Source organism: Nocardia sp. NPDC051900, assembly GCF_044452545.1.
Lineage (GTDB): Bacteria > Actinomycetota > Actinomycetes > Mycobacteriales > Mycobacteriaceae > Nocardia > Nocardia sichangensis.
Window position 1 is genome coordinate 62321 of sequence record NZ_JBITBU010000027.1, and the last position, 18188, is coordinate 80508.

Annotated in this window: 17 protein-coding genes and 1 riboswitch; of the genes, 8 read left to right on the forward strand and 9 right to left on the reverse strand. The window is 69.9% G+C overall.

Features of this window, described 5'->3' with window-relative positions:
* Positions 1-59: 59 nt before the first annotated feature.
* The 6 genes from ACIA5H_RS33700 (at position 60) to ACIA5H_RS33725 (ending at position 4771) form a co-directional block, all read left to right on the forward strand.
* Complete coding sequence (locus tag ACIA5H_RS33700) at positions 60-509, forward strand: MarR family winged helix-turn-helix transcriptional regulator (protein WP_356968407.1); 450 nt, start codon at positions 60-62, stop codon at positions 507-509.
* Between the two features lie 84 nt (positions 510-593).
* A complete protein-coding gene (locus ACIA5H_RS33705; protein ID WP_379255863.1) occupies positions 594-1289 on the forward strand; it encodes a response regulator in 696 nt (231 codons plus the stop codon).
* Positions 1286-2386 (forward strand): ATP-binding protein, encoded by a 1101-nt coding sequence (locus ACIA5H_RS33710; protein WP_397079973.1) that lies wholly within the window; start codon positions 1286-1288, stop codon positions 2384-2386. Before ACIA5H_RS33705 ends, ACIA5H_RS33710 begins: the two co-directional genes overlap by 4 nt.
* Positions 2387-2558: 172 nt before the next feature.
* Entirely contained in the window at positions 2559-4142 is a 1584-nt protein-coding gene (locus ACIA5H_RS33715; protein WP_397079975.1) for a DUF4153 domain-containing protein, read from the forward strand.
* Between the two features lie 34 nt (positions 4143-4176).
* Positions 4177-4455: a hypothetical protein gene (locus tag ACIA5H_RS33720; protein WP_355079297.1), complete on the forward strand. Its 279-nt coding sequence runs from the start codon at positions 4177-4179 to the stop codon at positions 4453-4455.
* Positions 4448-4771 (forward strand): hypothetical protein, encoded by a 324-nt coding sequence (locus ACIA5H_RS33725; protein ID WP_355079295.1) that lies wholly within the window; start codon positions 4448-4450, stop codon positions 4769-4771. Before ACIA5H_RS33720 ends, ACIA5H_RS33725 begins: the two co-directional genes overlap by 8 nt.
* On the opposite strand, the gene ACIA5H_RS33730 is transcribed toward ACIA5H_RS33725, so the two are convergent.
* The 5 genes from ACIA5H_RS33730 to ACIA5H_RS33750 form a co-directional block, all read right to left on the reverse strand.
* The gene (locus ACIA5H_RS33730) at positions 4768-6213 is read right to left on the reverse strand and encodes an alpha/beta fold hydrolase (protein ID WP_397079978.1); all 1446 of its coding nucleotides are present in this window, start codon (positions 6211-6213) and stop codon (positions 4768-4770) included. The genes ACIA5H_RS33725 and ACIA5H_RS33730 overlap by 4 nt on opposite strands.
* 336 nt (positions 6214-6549) lie before the next feature.
* Positions 6550-7056, reverse strand: coding sequence for an LOG family protein (locus tag ACIA5H_RS33735; RefSeq protein ID WP_379255855.1), 507 nt, complete (start codon positions 7054-7056; stop codon positions 6550-6552).
* Positions 7053-7886 (reverse strand): DUF72 domain-containing protein, encoded by an 834-nt coding sequence (locus ACIA5H_RS33740; protein WP_379255854.1) that lies wholly within the window; start codon positions 7884-7886, stop codon positions 7053-7055. Before ACIA5H_RS33740 ends, ACIA5H_RS33735 begins: the two co-directional genes overlap by 4 nt.
* Before the next feature lie 21 nt (positions 7887-7907).
* Positions 7908-9272 (reverse strand): purine-cytosine permease family protein, encoded by a 1365-nt coding sequence (locus ACIA5H_RS33745; protein ID WP_397079981.1) that lies wholly within the window; start codon positions 9270-9272, stop codon positions 7908-7910.
* Positions 9269-9383: riboswitch (TPP riboswitch) on the reverse strand. Its footprint overlaps the gene before it by 4 nt.
* Before the next feature lie 230 nt (positions 9384-9613).
* Positions 9614-10009, reverse strand: coding sequence for a hypothetical protein (locus tag ACIA5H_RS33750; RefSeq protein ID WP_355079285.1), 396 nt, complete (start codon positions 10007-10009; stop codon positions 9614-9616).
* Between the two features lie 484 nt (positions 10010-10493).
* Between ACIA5H_RS33750 and ACIA5H_RS33755 the strand changes: the two genes are divergently transcribed.
* Positions 10494-11750: a cytochrome P450 gene (locus tag ACIA5H_RS33755; RefSeq protein WP_397079984.1), complete on the forward strand. Its 1257-nt coding sequence runs from the start codon at positions 10494-10496 to the stop codon at positions 11748-11750.
* A gap of 13 nt (positions 11751-11763) precedes the next feature.
* Here ACIA5H_RS33755 and ACIA5H_RS33760 read toward each other — a convergent pair whose 3' ends face one another.
* Positions 11764-12969, reverse strand: a complete 1206-nt coding sequence (locus tag ACIA5H_RS33760) for a styrene monooxygenase/indole monooxygenase family protein (protein WP_397079986.1) — start codon at positions 12967-12969, stop codon at positions 11764-11766.
* A gap of 121 nt (positions 12970-13090) precedes the next feature.
* Here ACIA5H_RS33760 and ACIA5H_RS33765 point away from each other — a divergent pair, with 121 nt between their 5' ends.
* Positions 13091-15637 (forward strand): ATP-binding protein, encoded by a 2547-nt coding sequence (locus ACIA5H_RS33765; protein WP_397079988.1) that lies wholly within the window; start codon positions 13091-13093, stop codon positions 15635-15637.
* A gap of 84 nt (positions 15638-15721) precedes the next feature.
* On the opposite strand, the gene ACIA5H_RS33770 is transcribed toward ACIA5H_RS33765, so the two are convergent.
* The 3 genes from ACIA5H_RS33770 to ACIA5H_RS33780 all read right to left on the reverse strand — a co-directional run bounded on the left by ACIA5H_RS33770 (position 15722) and on the right by ACIA5H_RS33780 (position 18183).
* A complete protein-coding gene (locus ACIA5H_RS33770) occupies positions 15722-16399 on the reverse strand; it encodes a class I SAM-dependent methyltransferase (RefSeq protein WP_355081175.1) in 678 nt (225 codons plus the stop codon).
* Positions 16400-16408: 9 nt separating this feature from the next.
* Positions 16409-17158, reverse strand: coding sequence for an ATP-binding protein (locus ACIA5H_RS33775; RefSeq protein WP_355081177.1), 750 nt, complete (start codon positions 17156-17158; stop codon positions 16409-16411).
* Positions 17159-17220: 62 nt separating this feature from the next.
* Positions 17221-18183, reverse strand: coding sequence for an AvrD family protein (locus ACIA5H_RS33780; protein ID WP_397079991.1), 963 nt, complete (start codon positions 18181-18183; stop codon positions 17221-17223).
* Positions 18184-18188 lie beyond the last annotated feature (5 nt).

Genomic DNA, 18188 nt, shown 5'->3' on the forward strand with positions numbered 1-18188 from the left:
GAGTGTGGTATAGGTGCGGAGATGGGCCCGTAGCTGGCGAATATCGGCAGGAGCGTTGTGTGGACAAGCCCGTATCTTCGGTGGAGTTCGAGACCATGCTGCTGGGGCGGCACAGCCTCAGTGCCAAGGCCCGCCGGGGCCGTGGCCACCTCGACCGCAGTGCCTACACGGTGCTGAGCAGGCTGCGGGTGCAGGGTCCGATGTCCGTGGGAGAACTCAGCGATGCCTTCGGCCTGGACACTTCGACGCTGCACCGGCAGACCACCGCCATGCGCGGAGCCGGTCTGATCGAACGTATTCCGGATCCGGACGGCGGCATGGCGCGCAAATTCCGGATCACCGCCGAGGGCGGGCGCCAGCTCGACGCCGAACGCGCCTACAACGTCCGCGCTCTCGAAAACGTCCTGGCGAACTGGACGGCGCAGGACATCGCCGCGTTCGCCGAATTCCTGAAGCGGTTCAACACCGACATCGAACGCATCGACAAGCGTCCGTGGCCCCGGCCCTGAACGCGGGCGCGCCCGCGCGGATGCACACGAAATCTCCACAATCGAGCCCGGATCTCTCCACAGCCGGTGGCTAGGGTTCGGTGCATGGAACACAGCGCACCGGCGCAGTCCGCACGGCGGATCCTGGTGGTGGACGACGAGATGACCATCGCCGAATCCGTCGCGGCTCGCCTGCGGGCGGAGGGGTACACCGTCGACTTGGCGCACGACGGTCCCTCGGCCGTCGCCGCCGCCGAGGCCGTCGGACCGGACCTCGTGGTGCTCGACGTCATGCTGCCGGGGTTCGACGGATTGGAGGTGTGCCGCCGTATTCAGGCGCGCCGCCCGGTGCCCGTACTCATGCTCACCGCGCGCGCCGAGGAAACCGACCAGCTCGTCGGGTTGGGTGTCGGCGCGGACGACTACCTCACGAAACCTTTCTCACTGCGCGTGCTCGCGGCCCGGGTGCACGCGCTGCTGCGCCGGCTGGACCGGGCCGCCGACCGCGACGGCGCGACGATCCTGGTCGGTGATCTGCGAATCGACGTCGACCAGCGCCGGGTCTGGCGCGGGGACGTCGAGGCCCTGCTCACACCATTGGAATTCGATCTGCTGGCCCGGCTGGCCCGCCGCCCGCGCGCGGTGCTCGCGCGCGAGCGGCTGCTCGAAGACGTCTGGGACTGGTCCGACGCGGCGGGCACCCGCGCGGTCGACAGCCACATCAAGGCGTTGCGTCGCAAACTCGGCGCCGACCTGATCCGCACCGTGCGCGGCGTCGGGTACGCCCTGGATGCCCGATGAGTACCGAACCCGAGAGCGCACCGGACGTGAAACGCGAAATACCCGGCGGGGGAGCGGAATACGGCGAACGGCGGTGGGCGCGCCGAGTGAGCGATCGGATCGCCGAGCTGTTGCCCCGGCCGCTGGACCCGGTGAAGTCGATCAAGCTGAAGCTCGCCATCCTCATGCTGTGCTCCGGCGGGGTCGCGTTCGGATTCTTCCGGTTCAAGATCGGATGGCTGCCCCCGCGCACCACGCTCACCGCGGTGGTGATCGCGCTGCTCACTTCGCAGTTCCTCGCCCACGGCATCACCAGGCCGCTGCGCGAGATGACCGCGGCGGCGAAACGGATGGCCCACGGCGACTACACCCTGCGGGTGCGGGCGAGTTCCCGGGACGAAGTCGGGCAACTGGCCGAGGCGTTCAACCAGATGGCGGCCGACCTCGCGGCGGCCGACCGGCAACGCCGCGACCTGATCGCCAACGTCTCGCACGAATTGCGCACGCCCATCACCGCTTTGCAGGCGGTACTGGAGAACCTCGTCGACGGCGTCTCCCAACCCGACCCGGCGACCCTGCGCACCGCACTGGCCCAAACCGAACGGCTCACCCTGCTGGTGTCCGAATTGCTCGATCTCTCCAGCATCGAAGCGGGCGCCTTCCCGCTCGACCGCGAGGAGTTGCCGATCGCGCCGCTGCTGGCCGACGTCGTCGCCGAAGCGGAGGTCATGACCGCCGCGCTCGGGCGCGGCGTGCGATTCCGCACCGACGTGCTGCCCGGCGCCGCCCGCGTGTACGCCGACCGTGCGCGTCTGCACCAAGTGCTGCTCAACTTGCTCGACAACGCCGCTCGCCACGGGCCTGCGGGCGGGGAAGTCCGCGTGGCCGTGCGGGTCTCGCAAGGCGAGGCCGTCATCGACGTCGACGACGACGGCCCCGGCATCCCGCACGCCGAACGCGCCCGGGTATTCGACCGGTTCACCAGGGGCGGCCGGACCACGGGCGGCGGCACCGGGCTCGGCCTCGCCATCGCCCGCTGGGTGGTCGACCTGCACGGCGGCACCATCGCGGTCGCCGAGCCGGGCTCCCGTATCCGGGTCGTTCTGCCCGGGCGCTGACCTGCCACTCATCCGACCCGGACCACCAGAACGGTTCCGGGGTGATTCCGCACGCCTATCGAAGGGACGAACCATGCCTCCCGAACCCGAATCCGCCTCGACGGCCGAACCCGAGGCCTCTGCTGCGTCGAGCACCGAATCCATCTCTGCCGCAATCAGTTCCGGCACTGCGATGGTCGATCCACCGGTCGCCGGATCGGACATGCGGGCGGCAGGCATCGCCGCTGCGGGTACACCGGCCGGCGGATCCGCCCAGCCCTCCCCGGGCGGCCCGACCGCGTGGCAGCGGCCACCCAAGTGGCGGCGTGTGGTCTGTCCTCCCGGCGTGGTGCCTGCCGCGCTCGTCTCCGGTCTGGCGGCGGCGATCCTCGTCCACTGGGACCGGCCCGGCATCGGCTGGGTTCTCGCCGCCGCGATCGCGGCGACGGCGGTCGTCCTCGTCGACCGGAACGCCCGCAGGGCCGTTGCGAGCACGACGAAAGGCAGCACAGGGGACGCGGAACAAGCGGCCGAACGATCGGTGGCGACATCGCATTACGCGCGAAGAGCGCGGTTCGCGGGACGCGCGTGGTGGGCGACGCTCGCGCTCGCCCTGCTCGCGGTAGGCGCCGTCCGCGCCGCGGGCTGGCTGTTCGCCTTGTGCGTGCTCGCGGCGTGTGTCGCCGGTTCGCTGGCGGTCGTGGGACGCCGCTCGGCGAACGGCATCCTCTACGACACCCTGGCGGTCGGCCTGGAGGCGGTCTCCGCCGTGCCGTGGGTGTACGCCGGTACCGCCAGGGTGCGCGGTGCGCACACGCCGCGGGCCCGGCGGCTCGGGCTGTCGGTGGCGGTGACCGTCGCGCTGCTCGCGGTCTTCGTTCCGCTGCTCGGCAGCGCCGACGCGATGTTCGCCGCGTTGCTCGAGACCGTGACGCCGGACCTGGACATCCCCTCGGTGGTGCGGTGGATCGTCCTGTTCGCGGTGGTCGCGCTCGGTGCGGTCAGTGCCTTGTTCGTGCTCGCGGGCCCGCCGCCGCCTGCCACCGCGCGCGCGGGTGGGCGAACACTGCGCCGTTCGGAATGGGCACTGCCGGTCGGTGCGCTCGCGATCCTGTTCGCGGCCTTCGTCGCGACCCAGTTCGTCGTGCTGTTCGGCGGCGACGAGCATGTCCGGAAGACGTCGGGCTTGACCTACGCCGAGTACGCCCGCACCGGCTTCTGGCAGCTGTCGGCGGTCACCGTCCTGACCCTCGCGGTGCTCGTGGTCGTGTTGCGCTGGGCTTCCCAGGACACGCCCGCCGACCGGTGGTGGCTGCGCGGTCTGCTCACGGCGGTGAGCCTGCTGGCGCTGGTGATCGTCGCCTCGGCGCTCGGCCGGATGTGGACCTACCAGCGAGCCTACGGCTTCACGGTGTTGCGCCTGCTGGTGGAAGTCTGTGAACTGTGGCTCGGCCTGGTCTACGTCCTGGTCCTGTTCGCGGTGCTGCGACTGCGCCGGGCATGGTTGCCGCGCGCCGTGCTCGGCACCGCCATGGCGACCTTAGTGGCGCTGGCCGTGGTGGACCCGGAGCGACTGATCGCCGAGGAGAACATCGATCGCTGGCAGCGGGGCAAAGCGCTGGACACCGAATACCTCGTGACGCTGTCGCCGGACATCATGCCCGCGACCGAACGGCTGCCCGAGCCGCTGCGTGCGGACGTACGTGCCAGGTTGCGCTCCGACCTGGGCGAGGACAGCTGGCAGAGCTGGAATCTGTCCCGAGCGAGAGCGCGGTGAGCTTCCTTGTAATACACTTGTATTATCGCTGATCGTGGGTTATAACTGGCCTGAGTGGGCACTGTTGTCGCTGGTGGGAATCGACCCGCGTGAAGTGCTGCAGGTGCTCATGGGCGCCCGCCGATGGCCTCGGCAGGCGCACGGCCGGAACGAGCTCGCGGTCCTGACGGTGTGGGGCCGGACCGAGGCGGGCCGGCCGCTCATCGTCGCTGTCCGCCGCACCGAAGGCTGGCAGTGGGACATCCTGGGCGCGGTCGAGATGACCGAGGCCCAGGTGGCCGAACTCGAGCGTTGGGAGCACACCGATGACTGACTATCCGACGAACCCGGAGGCCGTCCGGGACTTCCTCTCCGGTCTGGAATACAGTGACGCGCCGGTCGACGCGGCCGAGTTGCCCCCGCCGTTGCGCGCCGAGGACACGGTCACCGTCACCACGTCGCTGCGCATCCCACTGGAATTGCACCAGCGGGTCAAAAAGGCCGCCGAGCAGCGCGACGTGACCATGTCCGCGCTCATCCGCGACTGGATCGAACTGGAACTGGCCGCCCTGGAGAACGACCAGCCCATCTCACGCGCCGACGCCCTGCGGGCGCTGGCCGCCCTGCATCCCCTGCGCCAGTCGGCTTAGTCCGCGGCGGCTGGTGTGTCGCGGGTCAGGACGCGATCGAGTTGCGCGGCGAACTCGTCGGCGGCGATGCGATAGCCGACGTGGTCGCCCGCGAACTCGACGAGGTCCAGGCCGAGTTCCTTCGCGAGTACGGCGTTCGGAAGTCCGGGAAAGGTGTCTCTCGATTCGCGTCCGACGCCGAGTACCAGCCGGTCCGACGACGCGCGCAACGCCGCGAGATCCGGGGCGTACCGGGGATACTGTCTCAGCTCGTGTTCCATCCAGAAGACCAAGTTCTGCTGGATCCTGGTGACTGTCGCGACGGCTTCCGGCGGCAGCTGTTCGAGCGGGGGCGGCGGCGTGGGCCGCATGCCGATGCCCGCCGAGAACGCGGCCATGGCGGCGGAGGTGCCTTCGGTCTTGCTCTGCTCGTGGATGCTGTCCAGGAAGGCCAGCCACTTCTCGCCGTCGGGCAGCAGCGTGGCCAGCGGTGGTTCGTGCGCCACGAGCGTGCGCACCAGTTCCGGCCGGGCGCGCAGCAATTCGAGCGCCACGATCGCCCCGGAACTGCTACCGAGGACGTGGGCGGGCTGGTCGGTGAGGTGCGCGAGCAGCGCGGCGGCGTCCGCGCCGTCGGTGATCACGCGATCGTGCGGCGGTCCGTCGAGGGGGCTGCGAGTGAAGCCGCGCCGGTCGTAGGCGACCACGGTGTAGCGGTCGGCGAGCCGCTCGGCGACGGCGTCGAAAGATGCGGCGTCACCGTTGCCGCCGGGAATCAGCAGCAACAGCGGTCCGGTGCCGCGGATCTCGTAGTAGAGGGTCGCGCCGGGGACGGCGAGAGTGTGCTGGGTGGGGACATCCATCGGAAACGCTCCTGGGAGAAGGGACAACTGCCGCAACGCCTCCCGGATGACCGGTAGCGCGGGAACGGGTGGATCGGCATCGACCCATCGGTCGACGGCCACGCACAGCGCTGCCGCGAGAGCGCCGGCCATGATCCGCGGGAACATGTCGGCGTCGATCGGGCGGCCGATGCGCTCGGCGATGGCTTCGGCCAGCGCGTCCTCGATCACCGCCTGGGATCTGCGGTACTCACCTTGCAGCAGCGGCGCTCGGGTGATCAGGCGAACCCCCGCGGTCCAGGCGGGATCGGGTGGCTCGGCGTCGCGGAATTCCGCCAGCACGGCGTGGATCACCGCGGGCCACAGCGGCTCGGCGACCGGGCGGGCGCGCAGGTCGTCCGCGATCCGGCGGGCCCGGTCCACCGCCACCGAGCAGACGGCCTCGTACTTGCTCGCGAAGTAGTTGTTGAACGTCCGCGGCGACACCCCGGCCGCCGCGGCGATGTCCTCGACGAGAACGTTGTCCAGCCCCCGCTCCACGGCCAGTCGCAGCGCCGCGAAACCGAGCGCCTCGCGGGTGGCGAGTTTCTTGCGTTCGCGCAAGCCGAGTACGAATGCCACGGCTCCACGGTAGCGAAACTTGCGTGATGCGCAAGATTGCGTGATCGGAAAGATCTGGGAGAGCGCAGATCAGGCGTACCTTCCCCTTCGCCCCGGCCATGCGCGGGCTGAGGACGGACTACGTCCGACCGCACCCATCAGGCGATTCGGCGATCCGGAAAACTTGTGGCAGTGTCGCGCCGGCCACAGAGGGCAATCGCAGCGCCGATTTTCGGCGCAGCGCGGTTGAGCCGAATTCACGCCTGGCGCAACGACCGTCCGCGGCGCATGCGGCGCGAGGCATGGTCGGCTCCCGACGCCTTGTGCACCGCGCCGTCCGCCCCGGATCGATCGGCCTCAGGTCGGCTCGGCCGGTGCGGAATCGATCCCGTCCAGCGCCCGGCGCACCGCGTCGGCCGGATCGGCCGCGCCCACCGTGGCCGCCACCGGACGTCCATTCGCGTCGCGAATCTGCCAACCGCCCAGGGAGACAACCGGAATGCCACCACGCCTGCGGGCCAGCGCGACCTCCGACAGCGTGCCCCACGAACCGCCGATGACGATCACCGCGTCCGCCGACTCGACGAGGATCGCGTTGCGCGCCTCACCCATGTTCGTGAACAGCACCGCCGACAGCCCGGGACACACCGCGTCGCGGTCGGTGTCCGGACGCACGCCGATCACCAGTCCACCGACTCCGGCGGCACCGGTGGCGACCGCGGCCATCACCCCGGACCCGCCGCCACACAAGACGGTGATCCCGGCCCGCGCCAAGAGTTCGCCGACCGCACGCGCCCACTCCGCTTCCTGCCGCGTGCACTCCCTGGGTCCGCACACCGCGACCTGCCGCGTCACCTTCGTCATCCCGCGGGCCATGGCGACACGAGCGACGCCAGGCGCTCCCGCAACGCCATCGCGTCGCGCGGTGCCCGCACTTTCGCGTCGTTGTCGAAATAGGTGTAGACGTCCAGCGATCCGGCCCACGAGCGGATCTTCTCCGCCCACATGTCCAAACCCTCGTCGGTGTATCCGCTGACGTAGAGCTCGTCGTGCCCGTGCAACCGGATGTAGACGAAGTCGGCGGTGACTTCTTCCAGCAGCGGATACTTGCCCGCCGCGTCGGCGACCACGAGGGCGACCTGGTGGCGGCCGAGCAGATCGGTGCAGGCCGGGGTCACGAAGCTGTCGTGCCGGACCTCCAGGGCGTGCCGCAACGGCCGGTCGGCGTCGGTGCTCGTATGCGCGGGATCGACGCGGTGATCGTGCCGGCGTGCGATCTCGGCGGCCTGCTCGGTGCTGCGCGGCAGCCCGGACAAGAAGGCGTCCAGCACATCGGCGTCGAAGCGGAAGGTCGGCGGCAGCTGCCACAGAATCGGCCCCAACTTGGGCCCGAGCGCCAGCGGGCCGGAGGCCAGGAAGTTGGCCAGCAGTTCGTCTCCGTCGCGCAGCCGCTTCATGTGTGTAATGAACCGGCTGCCCTTCACCGCGAAGAGGAAATCGTCCGGAGTCTGCTCCGCCCACTTCTGGTAGCTGGACGGGCGTTGCAGTGCGTAGAACGAGCCGTTGATCTCCACGCTGTCGAGCTGCTCCGAGAGATAGGCCAACTCGCGCTTGTGCGCCAGGCCCTGCGGGTAGAACGTCCCGCGCCAGGGCGGGTAGACCCAGCCCGACGTGCCGATCCTGATCTGGCCCATGTCTCCATGGTGGCGCATTCGCTACGCCGATGCGGTCCTCGCCGCCACCTTGCCGACCAGCCAGGCCGCCGCCAGCGCCGCCAGGAACGACAGCAGCGATGCGCTCATCCACGCCTGCGCGGTGAAGTGCAGAGCCTGCCGAACCCGATCCCAGAACTCGGTCCACACTCCGGCGTCACCCGGGTTGATCAGTTGATACACCGCGAAGCCAGCCAGCCATGCGACCACCATGCCCCACCGCGCCGGCGCGTCGGGAGCGGTGTTCCACTCGCGGTGGGCCCGCAGGAAGAAGTCGGCGACCAGCACGCCGAGCAGCGGCACGAACACCGAACCGATGAGTCCGAGGAAGCCGAAATAGTTGCTCATGTCCAACCGCAGGGCCAGCACCGTGATCAGGGAGCCGAGGCCGATCGAGAGCACCCTGCGGTCGACGCGCGGCGCGAGGTTCTGGATCGACACGGCGGTGGAGTACACATTGGCGAACGATTGGTCCGCCTCCCGCAGCACGAAGACGAAGAAGAACAGCGCACCGAGGCTCACCTGCAGGAACGGTGCGTACGGCCCGCCTGCGCCGGTTGCCAGCGCCAGCGCGAAAAGGCCGAGGACGTAGGCGATGATCTGGGTGAGCGCGTACGCGCCGCTGGCCGCGCCGAACGCCGAGCGGCCGGTGCGGGAGTGCCGGGTGTAGTCGGCGGCGACCGGAACCCACGAGATCGAGACGGCCAAGGCGGCATCGGTGGCGACCCAGAAGAGGTTCCAGTCGACGCCGAACGGCCCGCTCCCGCTCGGTCCAGGGTTCGCCCGCAGATCGGGCAGACCGGCGCGGAAGAACTGCGCGTAGAACCAGATCAGGGCGATCACGACACCGGCGGTCACGAACCTGCGCAGCAGACGGACCGAGCCCAGCGGCCATATCGTGAGGACGGTCGTGAGCAGGCCAGCGACCACCACGTAGAGCCAGTGCGGGCCGCCGCCGAACAACTCCCCGGCCGCGTCGCCGATGACGATCAGCTCGAACGTGCCCCAACCGATCAATTGCGCGATATTGAGGATGGTCGGCAGATAACTGAGTTTCGCGCCGAACAGCCCACGCAGCAGCACCATCGCGGGCTGTCCGGTACGCGCGCCGGTCAGCGCGGCGGCGCCGAGCATCAGTCCGCCCACCAGGGTGCCGAGGACGGTCGCCAGGATGCCCGCCGCGATCGAGATCTGCGCGGCGCCGTCGGCGTTCGGCGCGAGCACCGTGTACGCGCCGGAGAACGCGATGAGGCTGACGCCGAGATTGGCCCAGAACGCGCTCTGGTCCCAGAACGAGAGCACTTTCGGCGCGGGCTGGTCGAGGGTGAGCGGGGCTTCTTGCGCCGCGCTCGCGCGGGTCGACGACATGACGGAAACGCTCTCCCTACGCCGGCATTACCCGGACAGGTTCATGCGGTCGGCGACGCACGCGGTCCGCCCTCTCAGCCCGGCCGTGCCCGAGCTCCCGCGGTGGGGTGATTCCGGCGAATAGTACACCCGCGCCAGTTTCGTGAGTTGGGAACGAGAACAGAGCGGCCCGAGGTCCGTGGCGCAGTGGCGAGCTCCCATGGCCCCGGATCGCTTCGCGCACTGGACCGACGAGCGGGTGCGCACCACGGCGCCGGCCCCTTGTCATGGCATCTACGACGCGCACTGACCTCCCCGAGCGCCGCGCGGTCACGGGTCCGTCGCGGCGGCCGTCGCGCGGCTCAGCCCATGAGGAACGAGGCGGCGAACCATGCGAGCAGGACCAGCACCGCACCGACCAACGCGCCAGGGAACATCGCCCGTCCCTGCCGGGCCGCCAGCACCGACAGCAACGCGCCCAGGGCGAAGCCCACGATTCCGCCGCCGACCATGATCCAGACGCCCGCGCTGGTGTCGACCCGGCACTCCGGCTTGGACTCGCAGATGCCGCCCGCCATCAGGAACCACGGCGCGAGGATCGTCGACATCGCCGCCAGCGTCGCAGGCAGGAACCACAACAGCGCGCTGACTACGAGATCCGCGGTGCGCGGCGGCGTGACGGCACGGGTCTCGGGCTCGCGCGTGGGATAGCCGGAGGGGGTCGTGCTCTGGGACACCTGGTTCAGGTAACCGTGCATCGTTTCTCGCTATCGCTTGTCGGTGGAGTCGACCGGGCCGATGGAAGTTATACACCAGCCACTTGCACGTCGAAGTGCTTGTGCTCCCGGGGATGCGGGCGCGCGGCCGGGCCGCCGTTTCGGAGCGGACGCGTCCGTCGGTCCTGCGTTCTGTAGCGAATACCCAGCGTCCCAGAGGGATTCGCGTGCCCGCGCGGCGTCGCCGGTGAACGTCCGTCGGTGACCATGTCGGCCGGGGGAGGACGACCGTGCGTCGAGCCGTATCGAATCAGGTTGCGGTGCAGCGGAGCAGTAGCATCATCGCAGCTCATGCGCGGCTACCGATGCCCGCGTTCTACCTACGCGACCATCCTGTGTGTCGATCCGCTGCGCGGTCGGGACGATGCGTCGCAGTGGTGCGCCGTATGGACCGGACGACGCCGCGACGATCCGCGCCGAGTGCGTCCGCGCTCGCCGTGCACGCTTCTACCGTGGGAGTGACGCGTTGACCACGTCCCGAGACCTCGATCGCACCGCGAATAACTCCGGCGTACACCATGGTTCGCCGATCGACCACGACATCGAGCGCGTATCGCTGTATTCCCCGGAGTTCGCGTCCGATCCGCATGCCGCCTACCGCGACATGCGCGCCCGTTACGGTTCGATGGCGCCGGTCGAGCTCGCGCCGGGCGTGTCGGCGACCTTGGTACTGAGCTATCACACGGCGGTGCGAATCATGCACGATCCGGCGCACTTTCCCGCCGACCCGCGCGCCTGGCAGGCGAACGTCCCCACCGACTGCCCGGTGCTGCCGGTGCTGGAGTGGCGCCCCAACGCCATGCGCAGCACGGGCGAGGAGCACGCGCGCTACCGCCAGGCGAACACCGCGAGCATCGATGCCGTCGATCTGCACGCCTTACACGAGACGGTGGAGCGGATCGCGGTCCCGCTGATCAACGCCTTCTGCGCGGCGGGCAGCGCCGATCTGGTGTCGCAGTACGCTTTTCCGCTCGCCTTCGAGGCGATCAACGCCATGCTGGGCTGCCCGCCGGAGATCGGGCAGGAAGTCGCCGCCGCGACCCGCGCCGTGTTCGACGGGGTGGACGCCGAGGAGGGCAATCGCCTGCTCGTCACCGCGCTGCTGCGGCTGCTCGAACTCAAGCGCGCCGAGCCCGGCCAGGACATCACGACGCGGCTGCTGCGGCATCCGGCCGGTTTGGACGACGCCGAGGTGATCCACCAGCTCGTCGTGCTCTACGGGGCGGGCATCGAACCGCTGCAGAACCTGATCATCAACACCCTGGTGCTGATCCTCACCGACGACCGGTTCGGCGGCGACGTCCTCGGCGGGAGCCTGTCCACCCGAGACGCCCTCGACGAGGTGTTGTTCACCGACCCGCCGATGGCGAATTTCTCGGTCACCTATCCGCGCCAGCCGATCCTGATCGATGACGTCTGGCTGCCCGCGCATCAGCCGGTCGTCATCAGCTTCGCCGCCTGCAACAACGATCCGGCGATCAGCGGGCACGACCACAGCGGCAACCGATCACATCTGGCCTGGGGCGCCGGGCCACACGCCTGTCCGGCCCGCAGCGCGGCCTACCTGATCGGCCAGGACGCGGTGGACCAATTGCTGGACGCGCTGCCGGAACTGCGGCCCGCCGTGCCGGTGCACGAATTGACCTGGCGGCCGGGGCCTTTTCACCGCGCTCTGACCGCGCTGCCGGTCGTCTTTCCCGAAACGCCGCCCTGGCAATCCTGAATCCGGCAGTCGGTCAGGACGGCGCTGTCGCCGCGAGCCGGGTGAGGTTCGCCGGCCGGGCGAAGGTGTCGGCGAAGGCGTCCGCCAGCGTCGTGTCGTGCTGGGCGGCCAGCATCATCTCGCGCAGGGCGGGTGGCGGATCGAGCACCGTGGCCGTCCACCGCGCGGCGGGGTGCGCGACGGCCGTCAGCCACGGCGCGGCCGCCCACTCCATCCACGCGCGGTCGTAGGGGCCGTCGGGATCGTGCAGGATCGCCTCGCCGTAGCGGACCGCGCAGTGCACGGCGTTGTTGGCGCCCTGTGCGCCGCCAGGGTCCATCCGGCAGACGACGTCGCCTCCGCCCAGCACCGGCCTGCCCGACGGCAGGGTGCCCACCGGACGACGCATGACCGGAGTCACCGCGCCCACCAGCGTCGCTCCGGCATCGGTCGGCTGAGCGTGCCGGTAGCGCTCGGCGAGTTCGGCGGGCAGGTGCGCGTCCAGCAGTTCCCGGGCTTGCGCCCAGCGTTGCGTGGGCGTGGCGTGCTGGTCGAAAACGTCCAGCACGCCGCCCGGCCGGGCCTCGAAAAGCAGGATTTCGCAGCGGCGTTCCTGCCCCGGTCGTCCGGTCAGCCCGGGATAGGAGATCACCTCACCGTGCTCGGGCAGCGTGGTGTAGTAGCCGAGGTTCTCCGGGTCCGGCTGGACGCCGTCGAGATAGAGCACCGCCAGTCGCCGCATCGGTGCGGCGGCTACCGGCCACGCCGCATCGGCTTCGAAGCAGCCGGCCAGCTCACGACCCGCACGGGTCACCACGGTCAGGTCGTGGTCGGCGGCGTGCTGGTCGAGTTCCGGTACCGAGGGCTCGGCGATGCGCAAGTCGCCGCCCTCGGCCAGGAACTCGCCGAGCCAGCGGGCGAACACCGTCCGCTGATCAACGCTCTGGGCCGGGCGGGTGAATCGTCCGGTCCAGCCGACCACCGCCGCGCGATCGACGGCCATGGTGAACCGGATGCCCTCGATATTCGGCGCGGTCGAGCGCCAGAAGCCCAGGCCGATATCCGATTCGAGGTCCAGGGTGGGCGGGAATTTGACTTGGGTGCTGGTCACGGTGCCCGCGAGGACCGCGTCGGCGTCCCGATCGGTCACCAGCGTCACCGTCCGGCCGCCGCGCAGCAGACGGTGGGCGAGGGGTAGCCCGCATTCGCCCGCCCCGAGTACCAGTATCCGTCCCACCATCGTGTCCTTCCGGTCGTGCGATCGACTGCCGTGACAGCGCAATCGTCCGCGTATAGGTGGACACCGCGCATCGGTAGAGACCCGCGTATTCGCCGCCGCGACCCGACTACGCTGCCCTGTTGTGTCGGAAGGACGTACGCCGGGTCTGGGGTCTGCACCCGCGGCCACCAGTGACTTCGTCGGGCGTGAGCGCGAATTGGAGAAGATCGGCATGGCGCTGCTGGGCGGAACCCGCCTGGTCACGCTGATCGGCGCGGGTGGCATCGGCAAGACCAGGCTGGCGACCGAGGCGGCGCAGCGGTTCCACAAGGCGCGACGCGTGCCGGTGCACTGGGTGCGCCTGGCGCTGCTGTCCCGGGACTCCGGCGCTGCGGCGGTCGAGGAACTCCTCGCCCGCTCGCTCATCGACGCCGACTTCTCCGGCCGGTCGGCGTGGGAGGCGGTGCTGGACACGCTGCGCCGCCGCGACGCGGTCGGGCGCACCCTGCAGACGATCCTGGTGATGGACAACTGCGAACACGTGCTGGACGGCGCGGGGCGGGTGATCGCCGACCTGCTGGAGGCGGCGCCGGGGCTGACCGTGCTGGCCACCAGCCGCGAGGCGATCGGCTGGGTCGACGAGCAGTTGGTGCCGGTGCCCGCCCTGTCGCGGGAACAGGCGCTCACCCTGTTCCGTGCGCGCGCCGGTCTGACCGGGCACACCGTCGCCGAGGAGGAGACCGACCTGGCGGTGGAGATCTGCCGCCATGTGCACAACCATCCGCTCTACATCCGTCTGGCCGCCGCACGGCTGTTGCGGCAGCCGCTGCGGATGATCCTGCGTGACCTCACCGGCGAGGCGAGCGACCGGCGGCTGCGCTGGTCGCACGGTCCCCGGATCGGCGCGGAGGCACGGCATCAAGGTATCCGCGACGTCATCGCCTGGTCGTACGACCTGTGCCGGGACAAAGAGCGGCTGCTGTTCGACCGGCTGTCGGTGTTCGCGGCCGGGTACGACGTCGACCCGGAGAACGCGGACCCGGCGGAGTCGGACGTCGGCGCGGAGCTGGAGGCGATCGAGGCGGTCTGCGCCGACGACGAGCCGGGCGGGTTGGCTCGCGCGGAGATCGACGGCCTGCTCGAACGGCTCGCGGACCAATCACTGGTCACGGTGCATTTGACCGCGACAACGGTGCGGTACTCGCTGTTGGAGAGCGTCCGCTTGTTCGCCCAGCAGCGACTGGCCGAACGCGACGGCGAACCGGCCCGGCTGGCAGGCAGGCACCGCCGCTACTACCGCGACAAGGTCGTTGCGGCCGGAGCGGGATGGTTCGGGCCGGACGAGCAGGATCTGCTGGATTGGGCGCGCGCGGCCTGGGACAACCTGCTGTGCGCCATAGCGGGCAGCCTCGCGGTGCCGGAGGAGGCCGTGGTGGGGCTGGAGATCGCCGCCGGGCTGATCGCGCTGCGCATCCCGTTCCTCAGCGGTTCGCTGCGCGAACCGCGCCGCTGGGCCGAGCGCACGCTGGCCGCCAGCCGGACGCTGGACCCGCAGCCGGTGCCGTTGCAGGTGACGGCGATGTCGCTGATCACGTGGATCAGCCTGTGCCAGGGCATGCACCACGACGCCGATCGGATGCTGGACGAATGCGTGGCACTCTGCCTGCCCGACCCAGCGGCTCGTGCGGGGTGGCACGAGCGGCTCGACGACATCGAGCTGCCCGCCCCGGTGGAATTCGCCCGAGGCGCCGAGCTGATGCTGGTGCGCCGGGATGTGCGCGCGATCGCCGTGCTGGCCCGCGCTCGGGACCGGTTCCTGGCCGACGGCGACCGCGGCGGGGCCGCGATGAGCGAACTGTTCGAAGCGCTGGCCGCGGCGTTGCTCGGCACACCGGCGCAGGCTTTGGAGACCTCCCGGCGGCACCTGGACCACGCCGAGCGCTCCGGCGCGCGATGGGCCGCGTCGTGGGCCGGTTTGGCGCGGGGGATCGCGCTGACCGGACACGGCGACACGGAACAAGCGCTCACCGTGATACGGACCGCGCTGACCACTCAGCTGGCGATGCGCGATCAGTGGGGCGTGGTGTGGGCCGTCCACATCACCGCATGGGCACTGGCGCGCTCGATCCGCGACACCGACACCGGCGGCGGCTCCGGCACGGTGACCGCGCGGGCGCGCGATATCGCGCGCCTGGTCGGTGGCGGCGCCACGTTGCGCGACAGAATCGGCGTGAACATGTCCAATCTCGGCCCGTTCGCCATCGAGACCGAGATCGCCGCAGGCACCGCCCGGGCGGTCCTGGGCGAGTCCGCCTTCGCGGAGGCCGAGCGCGAGGGTGCGCTGCTGCGTCCGGAGCTGGGCGAGGTGGTGCAACTGGCTTTGGGGAAGCTGTCGCTGGACCGGCTACCTGTCGAACATCCGGTCCGGCAGCGCCGTCCCTCGCACTGGGAGGAATTGTCGGCGGCCGAACAGGAAGTGGCCGTGCTGGCGGCGGCCGGTTGGACGAACACCGCCATCGCCGCCCGGCGCGGCAGCTCGTTCAAGACCGTCGACGCCCAGATGAGCTCGATCCTGGCGAAACTGATGATCGGCTCCCGAGAGGACATCCGCGCCTTGGTGCCCGCCGAACGGCAGGCTCAGGTAGCCGACGAAGCCGCACGCAAGCCCCAGCGCGGCCGGCGCTCGTGAGAACACCGGGTGGAGCCGGGCGGCGTCTCGGCCGTGCCGCCGCCCGGCTCGATCACCGGCAGGATTCGCCGACGGGAGCCGTGTTCACTCGTCCAGTTTGCGCGCGGTGATCTGAATACCGGGCTCGCCCGAGATGCGCCGCACCGTCGCCTCGGTGACCGGGAGATCGGCCACCAGCTCGCGGCCGTCCTCCAGGTCGATGCCGTAGCCGGCGATGTAGGTGCGGAAGAACGGCAGGCAGGCGCGCGCCATCGGCTGCGGCAGCTTCCAGCGGTCGACGAACGACCGCGCGTCCTCGAAGGTGCAGCCCCGATCCGCCTCGATCACCAGCAGCAGACCGCCCGGCCGCAGCACCCGGATCATCTCCGCGAGACCCTTGCGCTGATTCGGCCAGTGCTTGATCGAGCCGGAGCTGATCACCGCGTCGTAGGCGGCGTCGGGAAACGGCAGGTCCATCGCCGAGCCTTCCCGGAACTGGATCCGGCTGCCCAGCGCCGCGCCGCGCTTGCGTGCCCTGCGCACCTGCTGCGGGGACAGATCGATGCCGGTCAGCCGCAACGTGGTCCCGGCGGTGGCCAGCCCGACCGCGAGTTGCCCACCGCCGCAACCGACGTCGAGCACCTGGGCGCCGTCGTCGAGCTGGGCGACGATGTCGTCGAACAGGGTCGGGGTCATCTCCCGTACGGCATCGGAGATGAAGTTGTCGTAGAACCACGAGTCGATCGGGTTGTAGCGTTTGGTCTTGTCCAGCAGGACGGTCATGGCGTGCTCCTAAACGCGGGTGGCGAACTTGATCTTGCGGCCGAGAGTGTTCGGTTGTGCCTGGGAGATGATCGTTTCCTGAACCCGCTCGCGGCTGCTGCGCACGATCTCCATCGCCTCCTTCACCGCGACGTCGATGTCCATCACGGTGGGGATGTCGAGCATCGAGACGATGGATTCCAGGCGCTGTTCGGGGGTGCCGCGCACCGTCACCACCGGCTGCCCGAGCTCGCTGATCGCGTGCAGCAGTTGCCGATCGGAGATGGCGCGGTAGCGCTCGTCGACCGGCCGGTGGCCGTCGGGATCCATCGGCACCTCCACCGGAAGGTGGAAGAAGATGTCGTAGTTCTGCCGGGCCCGCTGCCGGGCCATATCGCCGTAGGCGTTGAGGTAGCGGCGGTAGAACGGCCGGCCGGGCAAGGTGAGGGTGTTCTTGACGGCCTTGTGCCACCGGGTCGACCCGGGGTTCGGGCCGGTGATCAGCCGCGTGGTGCCGTAGACCCACTCGTTGAGCACCGAACCGTCGGCGATGAATCCGCCCTGGGCATCGAGGATCGCCTCGGCCTGGATGCGCAACTCCAGCCTGCGGAAGCCGAGCGCCATCAGTTCGGTGGTGCTCAGGTCCTGGAACCGCATGCCCGGATAGAGCTCGGTGACCACTTCGCGCGCGGACGAGGCGTCCACCCGGGGAATCCCGGTCAGCAGGGACAGCGCCGTGGAGGTCGTGGTCTTTCCGGTCGAGTAGGTCCCGGATATCACGATGCGTCGATAATTGTTTCCCGACATGGGGGTGCCTTTCTGAACGTTCGGAATTGCGCGGGTTAGGCGGGCAGACGGTGCGCGAGGTCGTATCGGATCTCGCACCCGGCGAAGTCCGACGCCCAGCTGGAGATGCGCCAGTCGCCGCCGCCGAAGGCGAGGACCATCGATCGCGCCATGTGCGTGGTCGCGGTGCCCGAGGTGAACGGTGCCGGGGGAGCGGACGCGCGGGCGGTCATCCGGCGCATCCACAACGTCTCGCTGTCCTTGCGCGCGATGTTGTCCAGTTCGTAGAGCACGACCTGGGACAGCTGCGCCAGGATCACCGTCGCGTCGACCAGCGTGACCGAGGGCTGGTAGGCGTCGGCCACACCGTGCCACGGCCCGGCCGGATCCGGTTCCGCGAGCGCGAAATCGGCCTGCGCCCGGCTGCCGCCGTCGGAGACGACGACATTGCGCAGGTACTGTCCGCGGGCGTACACCCCGCCGTGGAAGTACCCCCGGCCCGTCTCGTGCACGGTGTGCCCTGCGGCCTGGGCCGGACGCGGTGGCGCGGGCAACGCCACGGTGGCCTCCAGGCTCATACCGCCGCCCAGCGCCCCGGTGATGCTGATCGTGTCGCCCTCCACCGCGACCACCGTCGCGCTGATCGGGAACTCCTCCAGCGACTCCGTCGCGATGGTCCCACTGCTGAACTGGACGAAAGGAACCCAGCACGAACGGATCTCGCTGTCGGTGAGCCCGTAGCACTCGCGCAGGATCACCTCGAGCAGCCGGTAGCCGAAGATCGAGCAATCGATGCTGCTCACGTGCGGGACCAGCACGCGGGTGCTCTTGCGCGACCAGTCCAGCGGATAGTGCACTCCCGCGGTCGCCGTCAGCCGGGGACGGTCCTGCGCGTCGCGGTCGAGGGTGATGTCGAAGATGCGGTGGGTGATCCGCTTGTAGCCCTCGCCGAAGAAGCGCCCGTCGCGGTGCCCCAGCACGGTGTCGATATCGGCGTAAGCGATGAGTTCGGTGGACATGTCGG